This window comes from Clostridium thermobutyricum (assembly GCF_000371465.1).
Taxonomy (GTDB): Bacteria; Bacillota; Clostridia; order Clostridiales; family Clostridiaceae; genus Clostridium; species Clostridium thermobutyricum.
The window spans coordinates 2460450-2478856 of sequence record NZ_KB850956.1; the positions used below are offsets into that span (position 1 = coordinate 2460450).

The window sequence follows — 18407 nt, forward strand, 5'->3', positions numbered from 1 at the left end:
CTTTCTTATTATTCAAGTTTAATACACTACTATAGTATATAATCTACTCTATTATTTGACAATATTTTGCTCTTTAAGTCTTTCTAATATTATATTATAACCATCACTTCCATAATTAAGAGCTCTATTAACTCGACTAATAGTTGCCGTACTCGCTCCAGTTATTTCTGCAATTTCAGTATAAGTTTTTTTATTTTTTAATAACTTTGCAACATGAAGTCTTTGAGCTAAAGATTTTATTTCATTTATAGTAGCTACATCTTCAAAAAATTTATAGCATTCCTCTATATTTTCTAATTTTAATATAGCATTGAAAAATAGATCCATTTCTTCACTTTTTAACTTTGAATCTAATAAACTCATTTTTGTTCCTCCGCCTTTTATTATATATATTCAATTATACATTTTACTTTCTTAATTCACAACTTTATATAATAAAAGCATTCACTAGACAATCTTTAATATTTTATTACATATATCAAAAACAAATCTTATTTTTAATAATAAAAAGCTCTAGAAAATTATTCTATATTTCTAGAGCTTTAATATCATATTTAATTAATATACTTTTACTACTTCTTCTCCATCAAGAACTCTTATAGCTCCTTGTGCTAGCGCTAATAATTCATCTTCTCCTGGATAAGCTTTAACTTCTGAAATAAATGAAACTTTCTTAGTTATATCATTAACAACTTTTTCTGAATATGCAATTCCACCTGTTAATATTATTTTATCTACGTTTCCTTCTAATACAGTAGCCATTTCTCCAATACTTTTAGCTACTTGATATATAAATGCATCATAAACTAATTTTGCTTCTTTATTTCCTTCTGAAGCTGCATTAATAACATCTCTAGCATCATTAGTATTTAGGTAAGCTACCATACCACCTTTTCCTACTAATTTACTAAATACTTCTTTTTCTGTATATTTTCCTGAGAAACACATTTTAATTAAATCTCCAGCTGGAACTCCTCCTGCTCTTTCTGGTGAGAATGGTCCATCTCCATCCAAAGCATTGTTTACATCAACAACTTTTCCTAACTTATGAGCTCCTACTGAAACTCCACCACCCATGTGAGTTACAATAAGATTTAAATTTTCATATCCTTTTCCACTTTCTTTACCAAATCTTTTAGCAACTGCTTTTTGATTTAAAGCATGGAACTTGCTTTTTCTTGGTAATTCAGGTATTCCTGAAAGTCTAGCAACTTCATCTAATTCATCAACAACAACTGGATCAACTATAAATGCTCTTACTCCAACTTCTTTAGCAATTTCATTTGCTAATATTCCACCTAAGTTTGAAGCATGTTGTCCTTGTACTCCTTCTTTTAAATCTGCTATTAAAGCATCATTAACTTCATAAGTTCCCCCTGGAATTGGTTTAAGCATACCACCTCTACCAACAACAGCACTTAATTCTTTTATATCAAAATTCTTTTCTTTTAGTACATTTAGTATAACATCTTTTCTAAAGCTTAATTGGTCAAATATTGTAGCATATTTTCCTATTTCTTCTGCTGAATGTCTAAGTGTTTCTTCTAATATTTCTTTTTCGTCTTCATATACACCAATTTTAGTTGATGTTGATCCTGGGTTTATTATTAATAATTTATATGACATACTATATTCCTCCAAAACTTTATATTATTTTAATGATTCTGAAACTAATGCTGCTAAAGCTATTGAATTAACTTTTGTAGCAAATGAATCCGCTCTTGATGTTAATATAACTGGTGCTGATGTACCAACTAATAATCCACCATTTCTTGATTTAGCAGTATAAGTTAAACATTTATACATTACGTTTGCAGTTTCAATATTTGGAAGCATTATTATATCCGCTTTCCCAGCAACTGGTCCACCAATTCCTTTATGATGTGCTGCTTCTTCTGATAAAGCATTATCTAAAGCTAAAGGTCCATCAACTATACATCCCTTTATTTGACCTCTTTCATTCATTTTTGATAATAATGCAGCATCCATTGTAGCTTGCATATTTGGATTTACAACTTCAACAGCACAAACTGGTGCTACTCTTGGCATAGCTAGTCCACAAGCATGAGCTACTAAAACTGAGTTTTCGATAATTTGTTTTTTATCTTTTAATTCTGGATAAGTATTAAATGCTGCATCAGTTATATAAAGTAATCTATCAATTCCTTCTATTTCAAAAACAGCAACATGTGACATAAGTTTTCCTGTTCTTAAACCTACTTCTTTATTTAAAACACTTCTTAAAAAAGTAGCTGTATCAACTAATCCTTTCATAACCATATCAGCTCTTCCACTTGAAACAAGTTGAACTGCGAAAAGTGCTGCCTTTTTTATATCTGGTTCATGAATAACTTCATATTGAGTTAAATCCATTCCTATTTTTTCTGCTATTTCTCTTATAGCTTTTTTATCTCCTACTAATATAGCATCTGCTATTCCTTGTTCTTTTGCAGACTTAACTGCTTCTAATACTGGTTCATCTTGTGCAACTGCGACAGATAACTTTTTTAATTTTACACTTTTAACCTTTGATAATAAATCGTCAAAATTCTTACTCATATTACTGCACCTCTTAACATTTATTCATATAATCATTAAATTTAATCATTATAATACATTTTTGGAATTTTATTTCGTTAATTTTATAACAATATCTAAGCTTTATTGTATCAGAAAAATTATCAAAACACCAAATTTTCAGAATATTAAATCATTTTATTATTTTATTAACACATCAATATATATTGAATATTATATTGATATAAGCTTCAGCTTTTTACGAACACCATATTAAATACCTCTTAGCTATAAAAAAATAAATCCTTAGAATTTTTATTCTAAGGATTTATTTTTTTATTTAATTATAAATTCTTTCATTATACTTTCAGCAGCTTTTATTCCATCAACAGCAGCTGATATAATTCCTCCTGCAAAACCTGCCCCTTCTCCTGTTGGATATAACCCTTCTACAGATATACTTTGAAGTTTTTCATTTCTAGATATTCTAACTGGAGCAGAAGTTCTTGTTTCTATTCCTGTTAAAACCCCATCTTCCATTCCATATCCTTTAATTCTTCTATCAAAAACTCCAATTCCTTCTTTTATTGTTTCCACAACATATGAAGGAAGACAATTTTTTAATTCTCTAAATTCAAATCCTGGTTTATAAGTTGGCATAACTTTTCCAAGCTTAGTTGAATTCCTATCTTTTAAGAAATCTCCTATTAATTGAACTGGAGCTTTATAATCTCCTCCTCCAAGTTCATATGCAAGTCTTTCATAATGTCTTTGAAAGTCCATTCCTGCTAAAGGATGATTTCCTTCAAAATCCTCTGATCCAACTGTTACTACTAAAGCTGAATTTGCATTATCTAAGTCTCTAGCATGATAACTCATTCCATTAGAAACTAATCTTTTTTCTTCTGAAGCAGCTCCAACTACTACTCCTCCAGGACACATACAGAAAGAATATACTCCTCTTTTAAACTTTTCACTTTGATAAGTAAGTCTATAGTCAGCTGAATGAAGCCTTGGATGATTTGCGAATTTTCCATATTGAGATACATTTATCATTTCTTGAGGATGTTCTATTCTAACTCCTATTGCAAAAGGTTTTTGCTCCATAAATATATTTTGCCTATGTAGCATTTCATAAGTATCTCTTGAACTATGCCCAATTGCAAGAATTAGTCTTTCGCATTGGATTTCATCTCCATTGACTAATATACTCTTCAGTTTTCCATTTGATATATTAATATCTTGTAGTTTTGAAGTAAAATGAACTTCTCCGCCAAGTCTTTTTATTTCTTCTCTTATATTTTTTACTACTATTTTTAGTATATCAGTTCCTATATGTGGTTTACCAGAATAAATTATCTCTTCTGGTCCTCCATTTCTAACTAACTCTTCTAAAACATAACTACATCTTCTATCTTTTATTCTAGTTGTTAATTTTCCATCTGAGAAAGCTCCTGCTCCTCCTTCTCCAAACTGAACATTTGATTCTAAATTTAAAGTCCCATCACTCCAGAATTTTTCCACAGTTTTAGTTCTTTTATCAACATCTTCTCCTCTTTCAAAAACAATTGGTTTGTACCCATTTTGCGCAAGAGTAAGTGCTGCAAAAATCCCAGCAGGTCCAAATCCTACAACTACTGGTCTAGTTTTCAATTCCTTATTTCCAAAAACTATTTTTTCTTCTTTATAAGAATCAATTACTACATTATTGTCTTTTGCTCTTTTTACTATTTTTTCTTCATTATCACAATTAAGTTCTACACAATAATTAAACTTTATATTGTCTTTTTTTCTAGCATCAATACTCTCTTTTAGTATTTTGAAGCTTTTTATATTACTTTCAGCAACTTTTATCTTTTTGCATGCTTTAGTTTTAATTAAACTCATATCATCATCAATTGATAACGTAATATTATTTATTCTAATTGTCATAAGTTTCTCCTAATTTTATTGTTTTTTTTCTGCATCCTTTTTGTCTAAAGTAATGCTTAAATCGGGAATACTTTCAATTACAACATTTTTACTAGTGGTTATTTTAGGTTCAACTTTATAAGATCCTGGATTTGTATAACTACTCAAATCTACAACTCCCTTAAAATCACTTGGACTTATACTATTGATTAAATCTTGAGAACCAGTAATTTTTATTGTTGCTGTACTAGGATTATTTTTCAATATTAAATTTTGAGGTAATCCAGTATAAGAAATTGGAATATCTAAACTTTTAACCACATTATTATTACTACTATTATTAGTAGTATTATTGTTATTACTGTTGTTATTATTAGCATTATTACTATTATTATTGTTATTATTATTGTTATTGTTATTATTTTCTTGTGTATTTTTATCTACATCACTAGTATTCCCTGATACATTAATATTTACCGTTACAGTATTATTTCCACCTGCAACTTTAACTCCACTTGGAAGAACTATTTGAACTGTTTTCTTTGTATTTCCTGTTATATTAGTTAAGTCTATAGGTTCAGTCTTTAATGTTGAAACCCCCTCTAATGCACTTTTATCCCCTACTATATTTACAGAATTTTGGGATATCTCTGTACTTAATAATGTTATTCCATTTGGCAATTGTCCCTTAAATTCAGCTACAACATTAACTTTTTTACCTGTATTAGTTAATACTGATAATTCTCCTGAACTTTTACTTAATGTTACATCTTTAACTACATTATTGTTAGCATCTAAAGCCTCATATTTAAAACTTCTAACCATTGACTCTGATACATTATCTAATGAACCTACTAAAGCTACTGTTTTAACCTTATTAACTGCACTTTGAGGTCCAGATACTTCAACCTTTTCTGATGTAAAATTTATAGAATCTTTATAAACATTCGGTGCAAAAGTTACATTTACATCTGAAACTGTATCAAAAGTTTTTTGTTCTAGCGGCTCTAACTTAACCTTAACAATTAAATATCCATTATTTTTTATATTTACTTGTTGAGGATAATTTATTATTTGAACTGGTATATTATTTTCTCCATTTTTAAGTGCATATTCACTTAAATCAGCTTGTATAGTAAAATCATTTTGATTAACTGAATATATATATTTCGAAGGCCCTTCTAAATTAAGATTAACTTCAAATTTTTGTCCAGGTGATAATGCTAATCCATAATTTTTTAAAGCTTCAACATTTACCAATTTTACTGGAACATTTTTTAAAGTATATGTCTTTACTGTTGTCTCTACATTATTTACATATATCCAAAGACAAAAAGATAACAAAACACATACAAGTTTAATTATTAATCTTTCTTTTGCAGATCCTTTATCCATGATTTCACCTTCTCACTTGCTGTTTTTCTAGTACTTGATTTTTGCTCCATTATATTCATTAAAGTTGTCTTTAACTTATCTTTATCATAATTTCTTGTTAATCTTCCTCTTATAGCTAATGATATAACTCCTGTTTCTTCTGAAACTATAATTACTAAAGCATCTGAGTTTTCTGATAACCCTATTCCAGCTCTATGTCTAGTTCCTAGTTTCTTATTTATTGTATTATCAGAGGTTAAAGGAAGTACACATCCTGAAGCATGTATTCTATCATTTCTTATAATAGTAGCTCCATCATGAAGCGGAGTATTTACAACAAATATATTTTCTAATAAAGCTGAGCTTATTTCAGCATCAATTATTGTTCCTGATTCTAATATTTCTCCAAGTCCAGTACCTTGTTCAATAGCTATTAATGCTCCTGTTTTAGTTTCTGCTAAATTCTGTACAGCTATAACTATTTGATCAACCATTTTTTCTGTTGTTTCTGAATCTCTTGGACTATACATATCATTAAACGCACTTTGCCCTAAATGCTCTAAAGCACGTCTAATCTCAGGTTGGAATATTATAACTACAGATAAAACTCCAATAGTTAAAGTCTTATTTAAGATAAAATACAACATATTTAATCTTAAAATATAACTTATTGGTATTAATGCTACTATAAGCAAAATACCCTTCAATAATTGTTCTGCTCTTGTCTCTTTTATTAGCATGTATCCTTTATAAAATATATATGAAACTACTAATATATCTATAATGGACCATACAGAAATATTTCTGATTGCATTTAAAGTTCCTAGAAAAAAATCTTGCACAGCTTTCACCTCATATCTTATTCACGTTAATTATACACTAAATATTCTATGTCTTCACACAAATGATACTACTTTTTTTTAAATTTTATAATATTTTAGCTCAAACCTTAATATAATCTTATGAGATTACTTTTATAAGATTATGAAAAGGAGGTTTTTAAATGTCAAGTTTTATAAATAATGCCAAAACTATCATTAGAGAGAATTTTAAAGCATTATCTTTTGCTTCAATAATTGTCCTAATACCTATAATGTTGCTCATTATTACAAAACTTAATCCACAAAATTCAGATATTCGTAATTTGAATAATATTTGCACTGAGATTAATAAGATAAATACTGACCTTGCTAAAGGTATTGAAAATGATAGTGTCAATACTGATGTATCTAAAAATATGCTTCCTCTAGTTACATCTAACTTAGATATTGCAAAGAAAAACTTACTAACTATTGAAACATCTAATAGTAGTCAAAAAGTAAAAGATGCAGTATATCAAGCCTTAGATAAAAATATATCATTAACTAATCAAGCATTATCAATGTACATGTCTCCTGACAGTGATGAACTTAATAAAAAGGTTAATAATTTCAAAAATACATTATCATTATATTTAGATGATTTAGAGACACTAAAAGTATTTGGTATAAATACGCCTATTTCTAATAATTCTTTAAGTTTCTTTAGAAATACTTATAATTATTTTGAAACACTTTCAAATTTAAATGCATTAAATGAAATCTCAAATTCTTCAGAAAAAGATTTTTTACTAAAACTATCAGATATTACTAATAAATTTAATTCAATAAAAGAAGACTTACAACCAGCTATAAAGAATATAAGAGAAAATAATAGGAATTTAGCAACACTTTTATTAGATATAGAAAATAAAAAGAATATTTTTTCAAAAATTGCAGAAGAATACTATATGCTATCTTTTCCTGATTCAGCAAAGGTCATTTCTGAAAGTCTAGAAAGTTGCATAAACTCTTATGATCTTTATATTGATAATTTATTAAATGCTGTTAATGCAGAATTATCTAACAAATCAGATACTCAAAATCTTTATGATTCAGCTTTCAGCAAAAGAAATGACTTTTTACAATTCTACGATGATTTATTAACCAATATTGATAAATTAAAGAATAAATAGTATAAATTTTTTAATTTGGTCAATAATATATTTTGGACTGGGTTGTAAAAAGGAGGTTTTTTATGAAAAAATTTTTCAGTCTTTTTTTACTATCTATATTAATACTTGGAGGTAAATCAATATCAGTTTCAGCTGCTGAATTAAAATTTACTGATATAGAAACTTTAACTTCTAAAGGCTTATATAGTAATGAACCATTTATTAGCAAAATAGCTTTTAATCTTGAAGAGGAAAAAGCAATACCTTCAAGTGTAGCTGTAAAATCTGAAAACAAAAATAATGAAATAGAAGTTTTTAACCATAAAGGTTCTCAACTAATAATAACAAAGTCAGACATAGATTTAATGGCTAAATTAGTTTATGCAGAAAGCAGAGGCGAACCATTTCAAGGTAAAATAGCAGTTGCTTCTGTAGTTTTAAATCGTGTTATGAGTCCAAAATTTCCAAATACAATTGAAGGTGTAATTTTCCAAAAAAATGCGTTTTCATGTGTAGTTAATGGAAAACTAGATACCCAGACAAATGAATCTTGTTATGAAGCTGTTTACGAAGCAATTCGTGGAAAAGATCCAACTAATGAAGCATTATTCTACTATAATCCTTCAATAGCTACTTGTAGTTGGATGAAAGAAACAACAAAAAAAGATTCTAAAGTAATCGGAAATCATACATTTTTTAAACATTAAAAATGTAAAAAAGACCACATACTTAATATTAAGTATGTGGTCTTTAATTTTAAGCAATTTCTTTTAACTTTTTTGTACTAAAAATTTATTCGAAAACATTATAATTAATCCTAATAAAACTATTGTATCAATTATAATCCAATCAAAACTAATATAACATTTATTACTCAAAACATATCAAAATATTGTACCTCAATTTCATTAAACAATTCATTTAAGTGAAATAGAACTTCAAACTAATTATTCTTATAACAAATTATATATTTATTTTATAGTTTATCTATAATTTATTTCAATAAAAAAACACATAGATAATCATTTAAAACTTTTAAGTTCTTAATAAATTATCCATGTGTATTTTAAGTTAAATTATTTATATAAAACACTATAAATTTACTATTTTAGGTTAATAACAGTTGCTTTAACTCTAGACATTGCCTCTATTGAATATCTTATTCCTTGTACTCCCATACCTGATGATTTTACTCCTAAGAATGGGAAGTGGTCTGGTCCTCTTTCAGTTTTATTGTTAACTTGAACAGTTCCAACTTCTAATTTACTTGCAACATAAAATGCTTTATTTATATCTTTTGTAAATATAGATGATTGTAATCCATATTCTGATTCATTTGCTATTTTAATTGCTTCTTCCATATTTCTCACTCTTATTATTGGTAAAACAGGTCCGAAAGGTTCTTCCCATGCAATTCTCATATCTACAGTTACATTATCAAAAAGAGTTGGAGCTATAATGTTTCCTTCTCTTGTTCCTCCTGCAAGAAGAGTTGCACCTTTATCAACTGCATCTTTTATTAATCCTTCTACAAAATCAGCTGATTTTGTATCTATTAATGGTCCTACCGTAAAGTTTCCTTCTAAAGGACTTCCATAAGTAACTTTCTTCATTTCTTCAACTATTTTTTCAACTAAAGTATCACTTACATAATCAGTTACTAAAACTCTTTTTACAGCTGTACATCTTTGTCCTGAATATGAGAATGCACCCGCAACTATATTTTTAGCTGCTAAATCTAAATCAGCATCATCTAAAACTATTGCAGCATCTTTTCCCCCTAATTCCATTAAAATTGGTTTCATTTCAGTTATTCTTGAAATTCTTTTACCAATTTCACTACTTCCAGTAAAGTTAACAAAATCTGTATCTTTATGTGTTACAACATAGTCTCCAATTTCACTACCTCTACCAGTTATAGTATTTATTAATCCATCTGGAAGTCCTGCATCTTTAAATGCTTTTGCTAGATATAAACCTGATATTGCTCCTTGAGTTGCTGGTTTAAATACAACTGAATTTCCTGCCATTAATGCTGGAGCTATTTTGGAAGCTGCTAAGTTTACTGGATAATTGAATGGTGAAATTGCCAGTACTACTCCTAAAGCTTCTCTAGTTACTATAGATATTTTATCATTTTTAAATCCTGGGAATGAATCTCCTGGTAATGATTCTCCTTTTATATTTTCGGCAGTTTCTGCTGTGAATCTAATAAAATCAGCAGTTCTTTTTACTTCTGAAATTGCACTCTTATTATCTTTTGCTATTTCAAGAACCATAATTTTAGCTATTTCTTCTGCTCTTTCTTCTAAAAGATCTGCAACATTATGTAAAATTTTTGATTTTTCATTAGTAGGTACAAGTGCCCATTCTTTTTGAGCTTTCTTTGCTATATTAATTGCTTCATCTACTTCTTCTCTACTCATAGCATGAATAGATCCTACTAGTTCCCCATTTATAGGAGATTTTATATGTATTAAATTTTCTTTATTATGTATCCATTTTCCATTTAAAAGATTTCCATAAATGTTTTCTTCTGTGTTAAACATAATCATTCCTCCTTATGATAATTTGTATTATCTGACTAGATTATATATCACTCTAAAAAAAAAATCTATACTAATCCGATAAGTTTAGTCAACATTAATATTTTTTTATCATTTAGTATATATTTTGTACATTTAATATACATCTTGTACATCTTCATATTTATTTTTACCATTACTAAATTCTTTATACTTAGAAAAAAATAGCTTCATAACCTTAATTGGCTATGAAGCTAAATCATTATACTAAATATTTATTTGCTAATTCTTTAAATGAATCATTATTATCTTTATACCAAGCTTCAAAAGCTTTATTTTCTTTTGCTAACACTTTATATAAATCATATATGAAGTTTGGAATTTCTTCTTCTAACATATCTCCATATATGTCTCCAAGCTCAGTATTACCTAATTCAAATTTTCCTCCAACATGTAATTCGAAACATTTTCTTGGAGCATCATTTACTCTTTTTGTCTTACCTGTAAATCCGATTTGCCCAATCTCATGGACACCACATGAATTTGCACATCCTGATACATGAATAATTGGTAGTAAGTCTTTATCTATTTTTTCTGCTTTTAATTTATCTATTATAGAAGAAACTAATCCTTGGCTATTGCCTATTCCTAATTGGCATATTGGAACTCCTATACATGAAACACTTTGCATAACCTTTAGTTCTCCACCTTTACCTTTTGTGAATTCTAAAACTTTGTCAGCTTCTGCTCCATTTAGGTTTATAATATATAATCCTTCATTCATAGTAATTCTAAAACTTACTTCTTCCATTTCATTAGTAAGTTCTAATAATTCACCTAAAAGTTTTGTTTCTAATATTCCTTTTTCAGGATGGAAATAAACTGCATAAAGTCCTTCTTGCTTTTGCTCTATTAATCTATTATCAATAGTTGAAGTTTTTATTCCAGATTTTGTTATTATTTTTGGTTCAAAAGTAAAGCTTAAATCTTCGCTATCTTTTACTTCTTTTAAGTGTTTTTTATAGCAAGCTATAAATTCTTCTTCTCCCATTCTTTCAACTATATATCTTATTCTAGCTTTACCATGATTTTCATAATCACCTTCAGCTACGAAAAGTCTAACTAATGCTTCAAAGTAATATACAACTTCCATTGGGTCTACAAGTTCTGGGAATTCTACACCTTTTCTTGGGTTTCTACCAAGTCCACCACCAATGAAAAGTTTAAACATATCTTTTTCATTTTCTTTTACAGCTATAAATCCTAAATCTGTTGTTGTACTATGTGGTTCTGCAACTCTATCTGATGACATTGCTACTTTTATTTTTCTTGGTAACTTGTATTGATTAACTCTATTCATTATATATTCATTTACTTTTTCAGCATATGGTCTAACGTCAAAAGCTTCATTTTTTGAAACTCCTGCAAGTGGAGATATGGCTACATTTCTTGGAAAGTTTCCTCCTGAACCTCTACTATATATTCCATAATCTAAAGCTTCTTCCATTAAATCGCATACTTCATCTATTGTCATTCCATGAAATTGGATTGCTTCTCTTGTAGTTGGATGTATCCACTCTCTTTTATATTTAACTGCCCAATCATATATTTGATTAAAGTCTTCTTTTGAAATTACTCCTGAAGGTGTCTTTAATCTGATCATAAATTCTTTACCACCTCTATGTGCATATGATCCCATTCCACCTGATAATGATTTGAATTGTGGTACAGTTAATTCCTTATTTAAAAATTTATGTCCCTTTTCTCTAAAAACTCTAATTTCTTCTCTTAATACTTCTTTAAGTTCATTACTTATTAATTGCTTTTTCAAACTAATCACCTCTATATTAAATTTTATCCCTATTTCCTAAATTAGTAAAATAATTATCTTTTATAATCTTAATATTATTTTACCTATTATACGAATATTAATGATATAACAATAATCACAATATAACAATTTATTTAAATATTATTAAAATTTTAAAATTATATTTTCTATTTCTAACGAAACTTTAATTAATTATATATAACTTATTTTTAACATGTAAAAATAAAATTTTTATTTTTGTATAAAAAATAAGATTAGCTAATGATGCTCATTAGCTAATCTCATTTATAAAATAAATTTTAGTTATAAATTATATATCCATCTTTTTTATTTTTATGTTCAAGTTCAGTTATTGCTAAAGCTGCTGCTCCAAGAACTCCAGCTCTTCCACCTAACTTAGCTTTTTCTATTTTACAATGTTCTCTTATTGGTTTTAATGCTCTTCTATTCATTTCTTCAGCTATTTTTTCAAATACAATGTCTCCACCATTTGAAACTCCACCACCTAATACTATCATATCAGGATCATATGAATTTGCTAAATTAGCGAATAAAATTCCTAAGTATGATAAAGCTTCATCTAATATTTCTTTTGCAACTCTATCACCTTTAGCGGCTTCTATAAATACTTCTTTTGAAGTAACTACATCATAATTTTTAAGTGATGTTGGAACATTACTCTTAACTGCTTCATTAGCTGTTTTAGCTATTGCAGTTCCTGATGATATTCCTTCTACACATCCTCTGTTTCCACATCCACATCTTCTACCATGAATATTTACAGTTGTATGACCTATTTCTACTGCATTTGAAGTGCTTCCTCTAAAAATTCTTCCATTTAGAATAGCTCCTCCACCTACACCAGTACTAGCTGTTACATATACCATATTTGTAGTTAGCATTCCTGCACCAAATACGAATTCTCCTAATGTTGCTGCATTGGCATCGTTATCTAAAAATACTTCTGTATTATATACATCTTTTATAGCTTTAACTATATTAAAGTTTTTGAATGGTAAATTTGGAGTTTCTACTATAAGTCCATTTTTAACATCTAATGGTCCTGGTGATCCTACTCCAATTGCTAATACTTCTTCTATTTTTACATCCCCTAAAACTTCTTTAATTGTATTATTAATATTTTCTACAATTTTTAATTCACCTTTTTCAGCTTCAGTAGGTACTGTAACTTCTTTAAAAACTTTTCCTTCCTCATTTACTAATGCTGTACAGATTTTTGTCCCACCTAAATCTACACCAATATAGTATCCGTTTTGCATGCTTTAATCACCTCATATAAATAATTATTTCTTTTGAACTAAAATTATTGCGGTTCTACCATCAATAGAAATCTTGTTTTTAATTTTAGATATTCCCTGTTCATCTATATCGTTTCCATCTAAAATTAAGTCCCATTCCCCACCTTCAATTTCTAAATCTAAAATCCTCTCATAACCATTATACACTACAATTGATTTTTTAAAATAATCTTTTATGTTTTCTCCATTAATTTCATAGTATATGAAATTGTCACCACAATGCTTAAAGCTTATATTTTCCTCAATTTCAGCCATTTTATCCATTCTAAAAATTTTATGATTTTTTCTAAGATTTATTAGTTTTTTATAATATTCAAATACATCTTTATATTTAATTTTCCTATTCCAGTCCAATTTATTTACATTATCACCAGAATTATAACTATTTTCTATTAGTTTACCATCAGGTGATATTTTAGTTCTTAAAAACTCCTCTCCTGAATGAATAAATGGAATTCCTTGTGATGTAAGAATAATAGTTGCTATTAATTTATTTATTTTTATTTTTTCATCTTCACTAACATAATTCAAGCTTTTTTGTAATTTATCCCAAAGAGTATAATTATCATGTGATGAAGAATAATTTATAGTTTGATAAGGTTCATTTGCCCACCATTTATAATAAACTTCATTATGTCTTGTTGATGCTACTATTCCAGATTTTAATTTTTCACAATACCCTATACCACCACTTGCAAATCCTCTATTATTCTCATCAAATACATTTCCTTTTACAGCATCTCTTATATCATCATTAAAAGCTGCTATTTGCATTTGACCAAACTTATAAATATTATCTTTTATAGATCTATTACTATAATCTAATACGCTTTCTCCTCCAACCCATCCTTCTCCATAAATAATTATACTTTTATCAATTTTATCTAATTCTACTCTTATTTCTTTCATCATATCAATATCATATAATCCCATCAAGTCAAATCTAAATCCATCTATGTGATATTCTTCCGTATAATATAAAATTGAATCTAATATAAATTTTTTTACCATTGATCTTTCTGATGCTGTTTCATTTCCACATCCAGACCCATTTGAAAAACTTCCATCATATTTTTCTCTAAAATAATACATAGGAATAATTTTTTCAAAATTTGAATTTTCAACTTGAAATACATGATTATATACTACATCCATCACAACTCTTATACCAGACTTATGCAAATTTAATATCATTTCTTTAAACTCTTTTATTCTTTCTTCCCCATTATAAGGATTTAATGAATATGAACCTTCTAAACAATTATAATTTAAAGGATCATATCCCCAATTATATTCTCCACTTTCTTTTTCTTCATCAACAGTTTTATAGTCAAATACAGGTAATAAATGAAGATGTGTTATTCCAAGTTCCTTTAGATGTTCTAAACCTGTGGATACACCTTTATATTTTGTATTTTCTTCTATTAATCCTATAAACTTTCCTTTATTTTTAACTCCTGAATTTATATCTATTGTAAAATCTCTAACATGAGTTTCATATATTATTGAATCTACAGGTGATTTTAATTCTGGTTTTATATCATTTATCCAACCTTCTGGATTTGTTTTTTCTAAATCTATTATCATTCCATAAATTCCATTAATAGAAACAGCTTTTGCATATGGATCTACCACTTCTTGAATTTTGTCATTTATATTTACTTCATATCTATAATACTTTCCAGATAAATCTCCTAAAATAATTCCTTCAAAAATTCCATTTAAATCAGAAAGCTTTTTTTCAAATAAAAATCTAAAATTATTTTTTCCTTCTTTCTCATAAATTTTTACTTTAACTTCTTTTGCAACCGGAGTCCATAATCTAAATATAGTTTCTTCTTTTCCATAAATAGCACCTAATATTCCATTAAAATGATATAATTTTTTAAATTCATCAGAAGAAAATATATTTTTAATTTCACTTTTATTATTTTTATATTCAGAATAAATTTCTTTTATATTCATAATATTTCCTCACTTATACTTTTATATAACTTTAAATAAAATATCTAAATCAAAACTTATCTTTTTAAGATTATATTCAAATAAATATTTCTTATTTCTCATATTTAAAAATTTTGATAGAATCTATTATAAATTTTATTCATTTATTTATCTCATATTCCAAATCTTATTTTGACTTAATATTACTTTATTAAACTATATCAATTTATTATATTTAATATCCTTATTTAAAATTATTTTTATTTTATAAGTATAGTTTTCTTTTTATTTAAAAAACTAAAATGAGGTGATTTAAATGGAAGAAAAATATTTAGAGCTATTTTTAAAAAATAATTACTTGCTTGATAAAGCTTTTGGAAATAAAGCCAATAGTGTTACTGTTAAATTTACTGCATTAGCTTATACATTATACAGAGAAATAGTAAATTTAGATAATATTGAAGAAATTCACTCTTTAATTGCAATTAAAACAGATGAACAATCTCCTTTTAGAGAAGAGAATTATTACATATTAACTATGCTTTTAACTTTAACTGAAAATAGTGAGGATTTTTTAGATTGTGTTTTAGATGCTTATAGTAATCTTGAAGTATTTTTTAATGCTAATAACTTTTTATCTCTTACTTCTGAAATTTTATGTTCTTATAATAGTAAGCTAAATATTGATACAGCAATTGAAGATTTAAGACATACTTATTCATTGTTTAAAGAAAGACATTGGTTTTTAACTGGAACTGAAGATATTAGCATTTGTGCTTTAATAAATTCTAACTTTAATAATACTCTTTTAAAAATTAATGAAGCTGAAAGCTGCTATAAATATCTTAAGGATATTAAATTCTTTCCAAATAATAATGTACAATTACTTTCTCAAATACTATCATTTTCTGAAAAACCTTTAAAAGAAAAATGTATGTCAGCTGTTCGTCTTCAAGGATTTTTAGAAAAAGAAGGAATTATAATTAGAGATATTTCATTACCTCTTTTAGGATTTGTAGTTCTTACGTTAGATGACCATGAAACTTTTATAAATACATTTAAAAAGATAGATTTAAAGCTTAAACTTAATGATAAATTTTCTGCCTTTAAAATTAAAGAAGAATTAAGGTTTATAATATCTGGTTGTTTAACAATACTAACTCTAACACATTCAACTTATGACAAAAATACTATGCAATTAATTTTTTGGTTTGTCTTAAATATTTCAACTAAAGCAACAACTGCTTTTTTAGAAACTGCTATAAATAGAATCTTTATAGATTAATCTCTAAATATACATTTTATGAATATTTATGATAAAATGTATATAATAAGTTTTAGAGGTGATTAAATGAATTTTTTCTATGGTAGATATGGTATTGATGTATTATCCTTATTTTTAGTAATAATAAGTGGTTTTTTTAATTTTAATCGTTATACTAATATAATAGGATTAATCCTTTTACTTATTGCAGTTTTCAGAACATTTTCTAAAAATATTTCTAAAAGGACTTCTGAGCTTTATAAGTTTATAGGATTTTTAAATAAAATTTTAAATAGATTTGGTAAAAGTATTCCTTATAACTTACCAGTTGCAAAGCTTGATTCGATTCCAGTAGCTTTTGCACACCTAAAATACAAATTCACACAATATAGAAAATATAAAATAGTTCCATGTCCTAAGTGTGGTCAAAAATTGAGATTACCTAGAGGACAAAAGAAAATTATAGTTACATGTAAAAGATGTTCTCATGAATTTAGAATGAAAACTTGATAAAAAAAGGTTGCCATAGTAGCAACCTTTTTATATATTTAAATATCTTTTTTATTATTCAAAAGTTCCTTTAATTAAAACATTTTTATTTTCAACCATTTTCTTTCCTAATGCAATAACAGTATCTATTTTTAAATCTTCCTTATCTAATAGAACTATATCAGCATCCTTATTAACTTCTATTCTTCCTTTATCCTTAAGTTTTAAAACTTTTGCTGGATTTGATGTTATTGTTTTAAGTGCATCTTCTAATGAAATCTCTTCAATTAAAACTGATTTTCTAACTTCATCAAATAATGTACTTACACTACATATTCCAAGTCCAATTAATTTTCCTTCTTCATCAAACATTGGCATACTTCCATTTCCATCTGAAGTAAAAGTAATATTATCTATTGAAACACCTTTATTTAAAAGATATTTTAATCCTTGTGAAGCTAAAAGCTCTCCTTCTTCTAAATGGTCTGGATCTGAACTTGTTGTTAAATCAACAAATCCTCCAACTTTTGCCCATTCTACTCCTGCTTCTAAAAGTTCTTTTGTTCTAGACATATGTGTTGGAGAAATTTGTGTTGGAGGTATTTCACTTTGTTCTATCATTTTAAATAAATATTCAAGCTTTCTAGCTCCTCCACCAAAATGTACATTAACTATTCCAGCTTTTCCTGATAGAAGTCCTCCTACTCTTGTCTGTGCAACTGTATTTATAAATTGTTCTACTGTTGCTTGAGAACTTCTATGATCTGATAATGCTAACTCTCCAACACCTATTACTTCTTCAACTAAAAGCAAATCTCCTTTTATACTATCTGTCATAGTTTTTACTGGTATATCATATGAACCTGTATAACAGTATGCTGTTATTCCTTCCTCTTTTAAAGCTTTTACTTTAGCTAAAAGACTTCTCATATTTCTACATACTCCATCAGTTCCTAGCACTCCAACTACTGTTGTTATCCCAGCTTTAGTTATTTTACTTAAAGGAAGTTCTGGTGTTCTAGTTTTATATCCCCCTTCTCCCCCTCCTCCAATTAAATGAACATGTGCATCAATAAATCCAGGTACTAATATTTTTCCCTCTGCATCTATAACTTCAACAGATAAAAAATCTTCTGGCACTTTTATATATTCATAAATTCCTTCAATTTTATCACCAACTATGACAATATCTTTTTTTCCTAAAAACTCTGGTGAATAAATTTCTGCATTTTTTATAATTTTTATCAAGACTATCACTTCC

At 27.1% G+C, this 18407-nt stretch carries 15 protein-coding genes; 4 read left to right on the forward strand and 11 right to left on the reverse strand.

The window, feature by feature from the left end; translation table 11 throughout:
• Positions 1-51: 51 nt before the first annotated feature.
• The 6 genes from HMPREF1092_RS11460 to cdaA all read right to left on the reverse strand — a co-directional run bounded on the left by HMPREF1092_RS11460 (position 52) and on the right by cdaA (position 6644).
• Positions 52-363, reverse strand: a complete 312-nt coding sequence (locus HMPREF1092_RS11460; protein WP_002598837.1) for a YerC/YecD family TrpR-related protein — start codon at positions 361-363, stop codon at positions 52-54.
• A gap of 195 nt (positions 364-558) precedes the next feature.
• Entirely contained in the window at positions 559-1626 is a 1068-nt protein-coding gene (gene buk, locus HMPREF1092_RS11465; RefSeq protein WP_002598838.1) for a butyrate kinase, read from the reverse strand.
• Between the two features lie 24 nt (positions 1627-1650).
• The gene (ptb, locus tag HMPREF1092_RS11470; RefSeq protein WP_002598839.1) at positions 1651-2559 is read right to left on the reverse strand and encodes a phosphate butyryltransferase; all 909 of its coding nucleotides are present in this window, start codon (positions 2557-2559) and stop codon (positions 1651-1653) included.
• Positions 2560-2853: 294 nt separating this feature from the next.
• Positions 2854-4449 (reverse strand): NAD(P)/FAD-dependent oxidoreductase, encoded by a 1596-nt coding sequence (locus HMPREF1092_RS11475; RefSeq protein ID WP_002598840.1) that lies wholly within the window; start codon positions 4447-4449, stop codon positions 2854-2856.
• Between the two features lie 15 nt (positions 4450-4464).
• Entirely contained in the window at positions 4465-5823 is a 1359-nt protein-coding gene (locus HMPREF1092_RS11480; RefSeq protein WP_002598841.1) for a CdaR family protein, read from the reverse strand.
• Positions 5793-6644, reverse strand: coding sequence for a diadenylate cyclase CdaA (gene cdaA, locus HMPREF1092_RS11485; RefSeq protein WP_002598842.1), 852 nt, complete (start codon positions 6642-6644; stop codon positions 5793-5795). The genes HMPREF1092_RS11480 and cdaA overlap by 31 nt, the downstream gene beginning before the upstream one ends.
• Before the next feature lie 161 nt (positions 6645-6805).
• Between cdaA and HMPREF1092_RS11490 the strand changes: the two genes are divergently transcribed.
• Together HMPREF1092_RS11490 and HMPREF1092_RS11495 are read left to right on the forward strand one after the other, a co-directional pair.
• Positions 6806-7795 (forward strand): hypothetical protein, encoded by a 990-nt coding sequence (locus HMPREF1092_RS11490; protein WP_002598843.1) that lies wholly within the window; start codon positions 6806-6808, stop codon positions 7793-7795.
• A gap of 62 nt (positions 7796-7857) precedes the next feature.
• Positions 7858-8481, forward strand: a complete 624-nt coding sequence (locus tag HMPREF1092_RS11495; protein WP_002598844.1) for a cell wall hydrolase — start codon at positions 7858-7860, stop codon at positions 8479-8481.
• Between the two features lie 396 nt (positions 8482-8877).
• On the opposite strand, the gene HMPREF1092_RS11500 is transcribed toward HMPREF1092_RS11495, so the two are convergent.
• The 4 genes from HMPREF1092_RS11500 to pulA all read right to left on the reverse strand — a co-directional run bounded on the left by HMPREF1092_RS11500 (position 8878) and on the right by pulA (position 15414).
• On the reverse strand, positions 8878-10323 hold the full coding sequence (locus tag HMPREF1092_RS11500) for an NADP-dependent glyceraldehyde-3-phosphate dehydrogenase (RefSeq protein ID WP_002598845.1): 1446 nt from the start codon (positions 10321-10323) through the stop codon (positions 8878-8880).
• 238 nt (positions 10324-10561) lie between these two features.
• A complete protein-coding gene (locus HMPREF1092_RS11505; RefSeq protein WP_002598846.1) occupies positions 10562-12130 on the reverse strand; it encodes a nitrite/sulfite reductase in 1569 nt (522 codons plus the stop codon).
• 299 nt (positions 12131-12429) lie between these two features.
• Positions 12430-13410, reverse strand: coding sequence for an ROK family protein (locus HMPREF1092_RS11510; protein WP_002598847.1), 981 nt, complete (start codon positions 13408-13410; stop codon positions 12430-12432).
• Positions 13411-13434: 24 nt separating this feature from the next.
• Complete coding sequence (pulA, locus tag HMPREF1092_RS11515; protein ID WP_002598848.1) at positions 13435-15414, reverse strand: type I pullulanase; 1980 nt, start codon at positions 15412-15414, stop codon at positions 13435-13437.
• 295 nt (positions 15415-15709) lie between these two features.
• Here pulA and HMPREF1092_RS11520 point away from each other — a divergent pair, with 295 nt between their 5' ends.
• On the forward strand, positions 15710-16678 hold the full coding sequence (locus HMPREF1092_RS11520; RefSeq protein ID WP_002598849.1) for a DUF4003 family protein: 969 nt from the start codon (positions 15710-15712) through the stop codon (positions 16676-16678).
• A 66-nt stretch (positions 16679-16744) separates the two neighbouring features.
• Positions 16745-17167 carry a zinc ribbon domain-containing protein gene (locus HMPREF1092_RS11525; protein WP_002598850.1) on the forward strand — a complete coding sequence of 141 codons (423 nt, stop codon included), beginning with the start codon at positions 16745-16747 and terminating at the stop codon, positions 17165-17167.
• 54 nt (positions 17168-17221) lie between these two features.
• Here HMPREF1092_RS11525 and iadA read toward each other — a convergent pair whose 3' ends face one another.
• Positions 17222-18394 carry a beta-aspartyl-peptidase gene (gene iadA, locus HMPREF1092_RS11530; protein ID WP_002598851.1) on the reverse strand — a complete coding sequence of 391 codons (1173 nt, stop codon included), beginning with the start codon at positions 18392-18394 and terminating at the stop codon, positions 17222-17224.
• Positions 18395-18407: the final 13 nt, after the last annotated feature.